Origin of the sequence: Solicola agrisoli (assembly GCF_049059935.1) — a bacterium.
Classification (GTDB): Bacteria; Actinomycetota; Actinomycetes; order Propionibacteriales; family Nocardioidaceae; genus JAURVT01.
Genome location: NZ_JBMGQR010000119.1, coordinates 1 through 7,533 on the forward strand (window position 1 = coordinate 1; position 7,533 = coordinate 7,533).

Sequence of the window (7,533 nt, forward strand, 5' to 3'; positions counted from 1 at the left end):
CTCCAGGGCCTCGGCGACCGAGGCGTCGGCGAGCCTGAAGAAGCGCTGTCGTCCGCGTGCGTCGACGACCACCAGGCCGCTGCCGAGCAGCACCGCCAGGTGCTCGCTCGCCGTCGAGGCGCCGACCTGGGCGACCGCGGCCAGCTCCGCGGCGGGTCGCGCGGACCCGTCCATGAGCAGGTCGAGCATGGCCGAGCGGGCCGGGGACGACAGCGCCCGGCCGATCGGTGCGAAGTCGACGGCCACACCACCACCGTAGGTCGAGGACGCTTCGGTGACGACCGAACCCTCACCGTCCTACGGTCGCCCCATGAGCACCCATGTGTACGACACCCACCTGGTCTGGGACGGCACCACCGCGGACGGCTACCGCGCCTACCCGCGCGCCCACCGGGCCGTCGCCCCGCCCGCCGTCGCCGAGGTCGCACTCAGCGCCGACCCGCACTTCCGCGGCGACCCCGACCGGCTCAACCCCGAGCAGCTCGTCGTGATGGCGGCCAGCTCGTGCCAGCTCCTGTCATTCCTGGCCGTCGCCGCCCGCGCCGGCGTCGTCGTGACGGGCTACTCCGACGAGGCCCGCGGGGAGATGCCCGAGGACGACCCGCCGATGCGGATCACGCGGATCGTCCTGGCACCCGTGGTCACCGTCGCGGGCGGCACCGACGCGGACCACGTCGTCCGGCTGCTGCACGAGGCGCACGAGGGCTGCTACGTCGCGCGCTCCCTGCGCACCGACGTCGTGCTCGACCCGACGGTGGTGCTGGCATGAACGGCGCGCCGGTCGACGTCGCCGCGGTGCTCGACGACCGCGCCGGTGCGCTCGCCGAGCTGGGCGAGTGCCTCGGTGCCGCGGGGGTGAGCCTCGAGGGTGGCGGCGTGTTCGTCCACGACGGCGTGGGCGTGGCCCACTTCCTCGTCGACGACGGAGCCGCCGCGCGCGCGGCGCTGCGGGCCGAGGGCATCGTCCTGACCGACGTACGCGAGCCGGTGGTGCTGCGCCTGGACCAGGGCGTCCCCGGCCAGCTCGGCCTGGTGTGCCGGCAGCTGGCCGACGCCGGCGTCAGCATCCAGGTGCAGTACAGCGACCACGACGGGCGCCTCGTGCTGCTCGTCCCCGACGCCGACGTCGCGGCCGCGCGCGAGGTCGCGGCGCGGTGGTGAGGACGGCGCAGGTCAGGACGGGGCGCGGCGCGCACCCACCTGCGCGAGCAGGGTGTCGCGCTCGAGCAGCGACGGTCCGTACCAGGTGAGCAGCCGACCGGAGACGAGCGCGGTGGGCGTCGCGGCGAACACCTCGGGGCCGTCGTCGGCGGTGAAGACGTAGGGCTCGTCGGGCAGCAGGACGACGTCCGCGCCGGCCGCGTCGAGGTCGCCAGGCTCGACGGCCGGGTAGCGGTCGGCGTCCTCGGCGTGCACGTTCTCCAGGCCGAGGCGCCGCAGCAGGTCGCCGGTGAACGTCGACGACCCGACCACCATCCAGGGGTCGCGCCAGATCGCGATGGCCACGCGGGCCGTCACCTCGGGCACCGGGCCACCCCACAGCCGCTCGGCCTCGTCGAGCCACTCCGGCCTGCCCCAACCGAGGGCGACGTCGAGGAGCCGACCGAGCGAGGTGAGCGCCTGGGGAACGGTGCGGACGTCGGTGACCCAGACCGGCACGCCGCGGTCGCGGAGCCGCCTGACGTCGAGCTCGCGGTTCTCCTCCTTGTTCACCACGACCACGTCGGGCTCGAGGGCGGCGATCGCGGCGAGGTCGGGATTCTTGGTGCCGCGGACGCGGACGACGTCGAGGTCGGCGGGGTGGGTGCACCAGTCCGTGGCCCCGACCAGCGCGTCCGGCCGGGTGGCGGCGAGCGCCTCGGTGATCGACGGCACCAGCGACACGACGCGGGCCGCGGGCGCCGTGCCGTGCCACGGGTGGTCGAGGTCGTCGGCGCTCACACGTTGCGGCGGTACTGCCCGCCGACCTCGAAGAACGCGTCGGTGATCTGGCCGAGTGAGCACACGCGTGCGGCGTCCATCAGCACCGCGAAGACGTTGTCGCCGTCGGTCGCGGCCTGCTTGAGCCGCGCGATCTGCACGGCGCCCTCGGTGTCGTGGTCGTGCTGGAACCCCTGGACGCGGTCGAGCTGCGACTTCTTCTCCTCGGGCGTCGCGCGCGCCAGCTCGACGTGGGTGGGCGTGCCGCCGTCGTCGGACTCGGGCTTGCGGAACGTGTTGACGCCGACGATGGGCAGCGATCCGTCGTGCTTGCGGTGCTCGTAGAGCATCGACTCGTCCTGGATGCGGCCGCGCTGGTAGCCGGTCTCCATCGCGCCGAGCACGCCGCCGCGCTCGTTGATGCGGTCGAACTCCTCGAGCACGGCGGCCTCGACGAGGTCGGTGAGCTCATCGATGACGAACGAGCCCTGCAGGGGGTTCTCGTTCATCGCCATCCCCCACTCGCGGTTGATGATCATCTGGATCGCGAGCGCGCGACGCACCGACTCCTCCCCCGGCGTCGTGACGGCCTCGTCGTAGGCGTTGGTGTGCAGGCTGTTGGCGTTGTCGTAGATCGCGATGAGGGCCTGCAACGTGGTGCGGATGTCGTTGAAGTCCATCTCCTGCGCGTGCAGCGAGCGGCCGGACGTCTGCACGTGGTACTTCAGCTTCTGGCTGCGCTCGTTGGCGCCGTACTTGTCGCGCATCGCCACCGCCCAGATGCGACGGGCCACGCGGCCGAGCACGGAGTACTCGGGGTCCATGCCGTTGGAGAAGAAGAACGACAGGTTGGGCGCGAAGTCGTCGACGTCCATGCCGCGCGCGAGGTACGACTCGACGTAGGTGAAGCCGTTGGCGAGGGTGAAGGCCAGCTGGCTCAGGGGGTTCGCCCCGGCCTCGGCGATGTGGTACCCCGAGATCGACACCGAGTAGAAGTTGCGCACCCGGTGCTCGATGAACCACTCCTGGATGTCGGCCATCATCCGCAGGCTGAACTCGGTGGAGAACAGGCAGGTGTTCTGGCCCTGGTCCTCCTTGAGGATGTCGGCCTGCACGGTGCCGCGCACGGTGGCGACGGCGTCGGCGGCCACCTGCGCGCGCTCGTCCGCGGACGGCTCCCGTCCCTCACGCTCGCAGAAGGCGTCGACCTGCTGGTCGATGACGGTGTTGAGGAAGAACGCGAGGACGGTGGGTGCGGGCCCGTTGATCGTCATCGAGACCGACGTGGTGGGCGACACGAGGTCGAACCCGTCGTAGAGCGCCTTCATGTCGTCGAGCGTCGCGATCGAGACGCCGGACGTGCCCACCTTGCCGTAGACGTCCGGACGCAGGTCGGGATCTCGGCCGTACAGGGTGACCGAGTCGAACGCGGTGGACAGGCGCTTGGCGTCGCCGTCGGCCGACAGCAGCCTGAAGCGGCGGTTGGTGCGGAACGCGTCGCCCTCGCCGGCGAACATGCGGGCAGGGTCCTCGCCATCGCGCTTGAAGGCGAAGACGCCCGCGGTGTACGGGAACGCGCCGGGCAGGTTCTCGCGTCGCCAGAACGACACCAGCTCGCCGTGGTCGGTGAAGCGCGGCAGCGACACCCGCGGGATCCTCGAGCCCGACAGCGACTCGCGGGTCAGCGTCGTGGTGATCTCCCGGTCGCGCACGCGCACCGTGTGCTCGTCGCCGGAGTACGCCTCGACGACCGACGGCCAGGCCTCGATCTGGTCGGTCACCGCGGCCGGCAGCTCCGCGCGTGCGGCGGCCAGCAGACCGTCGAGGTCGGCGGTGTCGGCGCCGGCGCGCTCGAGCTCGCCGCGGACGAGGTCGAGCCGCTGCGCACGGCTCGCCGCCTCGGCCAGCCGCTGCGTCTCGGCGTGGTAGCCCCGGACGGTCTCGGCGATCTCGGCGAGGTAGCGCACCCGTCCGCCGGGCACGACCTGGCGGATGCCCGAGGAGTGCTTGACGTCGACGGGCGCCAGCGTGCCCTCGTCGAGCGGCAGCCCCGCGGAGGCGAGCTGTCCCGCGAGGTGCTGGTAGAGCGCGGTGACGCCGTCGTCGTTGAAGGTCGCGGCCGACGTGCCGAACACCGGCATGTCCTCGGGCTGGGAGCCGAACGCCTCGCGGTTGCGCACCAGCTGTCGTCCGACGTCGCGCAGCGCGTCCTTGGCGCCGCGTCGCTCGAACTTGTTGATGGCCACGACGTCGGCGAAGTCGAGCATGTCGATCTTTTCCAGCTGCGACGCGGCGCCGAACTCCGGCGTCATCACGTACATCGAGTGGTCGACGAACGGGACGATGGCCGCGTCGCCCTGGCCGATGCCGGGCGTCTCGACGACGACGAGGTCGAACCCGCCGGCCTTGACGACGTCGATGACGTCGCCGAGGTGGTCGGGCAGCTCGTGGGCGCCGCGGGTCGCGACGCTGCGGAAGTAGACGCGGTCGCCGTCGAGCGAGTTCATCCGGATGCGGTCGCCGAGGAGCGCACCGCCACCGCGGCGACGGGTGGGGTCGACGGCGATCACCGCGATGCGCAGCTTGTCCTGCTGGTCGACCCGGAAGCGGCGCACCAGCTCGTCGGTGAGCGACGACTTGCCCGACCCACCGGTGCCGGTGATGCCCAGCACCGGGGTGGCCCGGGCCTGCGCCGCCTGCCTGACCCGGTCGAGCACGTCGGCGGGAAGCTGCCCCTGCTCGGCTCCGCTGATGGCGCGGGCGATCGCGAACCGGTCGCCGCTGAGCACCTGCTCGGCACTGACCTGCCTGGTCCGCCACAGGTCGAAGTCGCAGTCGGCGACCACCGAGTTGATCATCCCGACCAGGCCCATCCGCTGGCCGTCCTCGGGGGAGAAGATCGTGACGCCGGACGCGCGCAGCCGCTCGATCTCGTCGTGCACGATGACGCCGCCCCCGCCGCCGACCACCTTGACGTGGTCGGCTCCGTGGCTGCGCAACGACTCCACCAGGTACTCGAAGTACTCGATGTGCCCGCCCTGGTAGGACGAGACGGCGACGCCCTGGACGTCCTCCTCGACCGCGGCGTCCACGACCTCCTGCACCGACCGGTTGTGCCCCAGGTGGATCACCTCGGCGCCCTGGCTCTGGAAGATCCGCCGCATGATGTTGATCGACGCGTCGTGGCCGTCGAACAGGCTCGAGGCGGTCACCAGGCGAACCGGGTGGGTGGGCACGTGGAGTTCGGTCATGGGCACCTTCGACGCAGAGGTTGGACGTCCGAGGACCCAATAGTAGGACGTCCTAGGATCGAAGGAAACCCACCGGGGACAGCGTCCCGGTCAGGGCTCGACGTGGTCCCCGGCGGCGGTGCGCAGCCGGCCCAGCAGGGTCGTCAGGTCGGCGACGTCGGGGGCGTCGAGCCCGACGTCGTCGAACACGCCGGCGTTCAGGTCGGCGGTCGCCGCCTCGACGACCTCGCCGCCGGCCGTCGTCAGGGACGCCAGGACGACGCGGCCGTCGCTCGGGTGGCGGCTGCGGGTGACGAACCCCTGTCGCTCCAGGCGGTCGACGGCGCTCGTCACCGACGTCGCGTGCACCTGGAGCAGCGAGCCGACCCGCGCCATGGGCATCGCGCCCGTCGAGGAGAACGACAGCAGCCGCAGGATCTCGAACCGGGCGAACGTCAGGTCGTGCGGCTTGAGCACCGACTCGATCCGCTCCATCAGCAGCTGCTGCACCCGCATCACCGAGGTGACCAGAGCCATCCCGTCGGCCGAGCCCTCCCAGCCGTGCCGCACCCACTGGCGGTGGGCTCCCCGGATGGGGTCACGCTGCTCGGCCACCGTCTGCTCCCTGTGTCGACGCCCTCGTGCTCCGAGCAGTCTCGCGCACCCGGCCACTCCCGGGCCTGCGCGTCCCACGACCGGTCCACCCTGACGGTGCGCGGAGGCCGGAACTTCGGCAGGATCCAGGTGGCGGCGGCCGCTTCGATAGCGTCGCCGACGTCACCCCTTCCGCACGCACCCGAGGAGCACGTTGTGGCCAGCCCCCAGTACCAGGTCGTCGATCCCTCGACCGGCGAGGTCGTCGAGACCTTCGACACCGCCACCGACGCGGACGTCGCCGCCGCCCTGAGCACCTCCCACGACGCGTTCACCTCCTGGCGCGACGTGCCCATCGAGGAGCGCGCGAAAGTCGTCAAGCGCGTCGCGGCGCTGTTCATCGAGCGCAAGGACGAGCTGGGTGCGATCTGCACCGCCGAGATGGGCAAGCCCCTGTCGGAGGCGGTGGGCGAGGCCGAGTTCAGCGGCGAGATCTTCGACTACTTCGCCACCGAGGGCCCCGGGCTCGCGGCGGACCAGCCCATCACGACGTTCGGCGGGGGCAAGGCCGTCGTGCAGAAGCTGCCCGTCGGCTCGCTGCTCGGGATCATGCCGTGGAACTACCCCTTCTACCAGGTGGCCCGCTTCGCGGCGCCCAACCTGATGCTGGGCAACACGGTCATCCTCAAGCACGCCGAGTCGGTGCCCCGCTCGGCGCTCGCGATCCAGCAGCTCATGGACGACGCCGGCGTGCCCGAGGGCGTGTACGTCAACCTCTTCGCCGACCACGACCAGATCGAGACGATCATCGAGGACCCCCGCATCCAGGGGGTCTCGCTCACCGGGTCCGAGCGTGCCGGCGCCGTCGTCGCCGCGCTCGCCGGCAAGAACCTCAAGAAGTGCGTGCTGGAGCTCGGCGGGTCCGACCCCTACATCGTGCTCGACACCGAGGACGTCCCCGCCGCCGCCGACACCGCCTGGGAGACCCGCATCGGCAACGTGGGCCAGGCCTGCAACTCCAACAAGCGGATGATCGTCACCGACGACATCTTCACCGACTTCGTCGCCCGACTGACCGAGCGGGCCACGGGCCTGACCCCGGGCAGCCCGGCGGAGGAGAATGACGGCGAGTTCGCGCCGCTGTCGTCGCGCAAGGCCGCCGAGACGCTCGACGAGCAGGTCCAGGACGCCGTCAGCAAGGGCGCCACGCTCCACGCCGGCGGCGTGCTCTCCGACGGCCCGGCGGCGTACTACTCCCCCGCCGTGCTCACCGGCGTCACCGAGGGGATGCGGGCGTTCCGCGAGGAGCTGTTCGGGCCCGTCGCGGTCGTCTACTCGGTCTCGAGCGACGACGAGGCGCTCGCCCTGGCCAACGACAGCTCGTACGGACTGGGCGGTGCGGTGTTCAGCACCGACACCGAGCGCGCGCGCTCGGTGGCCCAGCGCCTCGAGGTGGGCATGGCCAACGTCAACACCCCGGCCGGCGAGGGCGCCGAGATCCCGTTCGGCGGCGTCAAGCGGTCGGGCTTCGGCCGCGAGCTCGGTCCGCTCGGCATGGACGAGTTCGTCAACAAGCGGATGTTCTACGTGAACGACTGACCCACCGGACGCACGTGTGCCCCGCCGCTGATGGCCGCGGGGCACACGTGTGCACGGGTCAGTGGACTCGCGCGGTGGTGGAGGCGGTCCTGCCGCGGAGCCCGCGGGCGGGGCCGTCGAGGACGATGCGGCACGTCGCGTCCCCGTCGGGGAGTGCGGTGGCGACGTCCTGGGTGCAGGTGCGGGCGGC

7 protein-coding genes are annotated in these 7,533 nt (G+C 71.8%); 3 read left to right on the top strand and 4 right to left on the bottom strand.

The genetic code is table 11. The annotated features are described in order from the left end of the window. Positions 1-246 (bottom strand): ArsR/SmtB family transcription factor (locus ACI6PP_RS22375; protein WP_421113941.1); only part of this gene is annotated, 246 nt, incomplete at its 3' end. A gap of 64 nt (positions 247-310) precedes the next feature. On the opposite strand from ACI6PP_RS22375, the gene ACI6PP_RS22380 reads away from it, so the two are divergent. Both ACI6PP_RS22380 and ACI6PP_RS22385 read left to right on the top strand, forming a co-directional pair. Next, a complete protein-coding gene (locus ACI6PP_RS22380) occupies positions 311-769 on the top strand; it encodes an OsmC family protein (protein WP_421113942.1) in 459 nt (152 codons plus the stop codon). Next, positions 766-1,161: an amino acid-binding protein gene (locus ACI6PP_RS22385; RefSeq protein WP_421113943.1), complete on the top strand. Its 396-nt coding sequence runs from the start codon at positions 766-768 to the stop codon at positions 1,159-1,161. Before ACI6PP_RS22380 ends, ACI6PP_RS22385 begins: the two co-directional genes overlap by 4 nt. Positions 1,162-1,173: 12 nt before the next feature. Here ACI6PP_RS22385 and ACI6PP_RS22390 read toward each other — a convergent pair whose 3' ends face one another. The 3 genes from ACI6PP_RS22390 to ACI6PP_RS22400 all read right to left on the bottom strand — a co-directional run bounded on the left by ACI6PP_RS22390 (position 1,174) and on the right by ACI6PP_RS22400 (position 5,765). Beyond that, positions 1,174-1,941, bottom strand: a complete 768-nt coding sequence (locus ACI6PP_RS22390) for a helical backbone metal receptor (RefSeq protein ID WP_421113944.1) — start codon at positions 1,939-1,941, stop codon at positions 1,174-1,176. Beyond that, on the bottom strand, positions 1,938-5,171 hold the full coding sequence (gene icmF / locus ACI6PP_RS22395; protein WP_421113945.1) for a fused isobutyryl-CoA mutase/GTPase IcmF: 3,234 nt from the start codon (positions 5,169-5,171) through the stop codon (positions 1,938-1,940). Before icmF ends, ACI6PP_RS22390 begins: the two co-directional genes overlap by 4 nt. Positions 5,172-5,261: 90 nt before the next feature. Beyond that, complete coding sequence (locus ACI6PP_RS22400; RefSeq protein ID WP_421113946.1) at positions 5,262-5,765, bottom strand: MarR family winged helix-turn-helix transcriptional regulator; 504 nt, start codon at positions 5,763-5,765, stop codon at positions 5,262-5,264. A 195-nt stretch (positions 5,766-5,960) separates the two neighbouring features. On the opposite strand from ACI6PP_RS22400, the gene ACI6PP_RS22405 reads away from it, so the two are divergent. After that, a complete protein-coding gene (locus ACI6PP_RS22405) occupies positions 5,961-7,343 on the top strand; it encodes an NAD-dependent succinate-semialdehyde dehydrogenase (protein WP_421113947.1) in 1,383 nt (460 codons plus the stop codon). Positions 7,344-7,533: the final 190 nt, after the last annotated feature.

Bases quoted from the DNA above. Each gene is read 5' to 3' on its own strand.
- ACI6PP_RS22380 (WP_421113942.1), top strand. From the start codon at position 311: ATGAGCACCCATGTGTACGACACCCACCTGGTCTGGGACGGCACCACC.
- ACI6PP_RS22385 (WP_421113943.1), top strand. From the start codon at position 766: ATGAACGGCGCGCCGGTCGACGTCGCCGCGGTGCTCGACGACCGCGCC.
- icmF (WP_421113945.1), bottom strand. From the start codon at position 5,171: ATGACCGAACTCCACGTGCCCACCCACCCGGTTCGCCTGGTGACCGCC.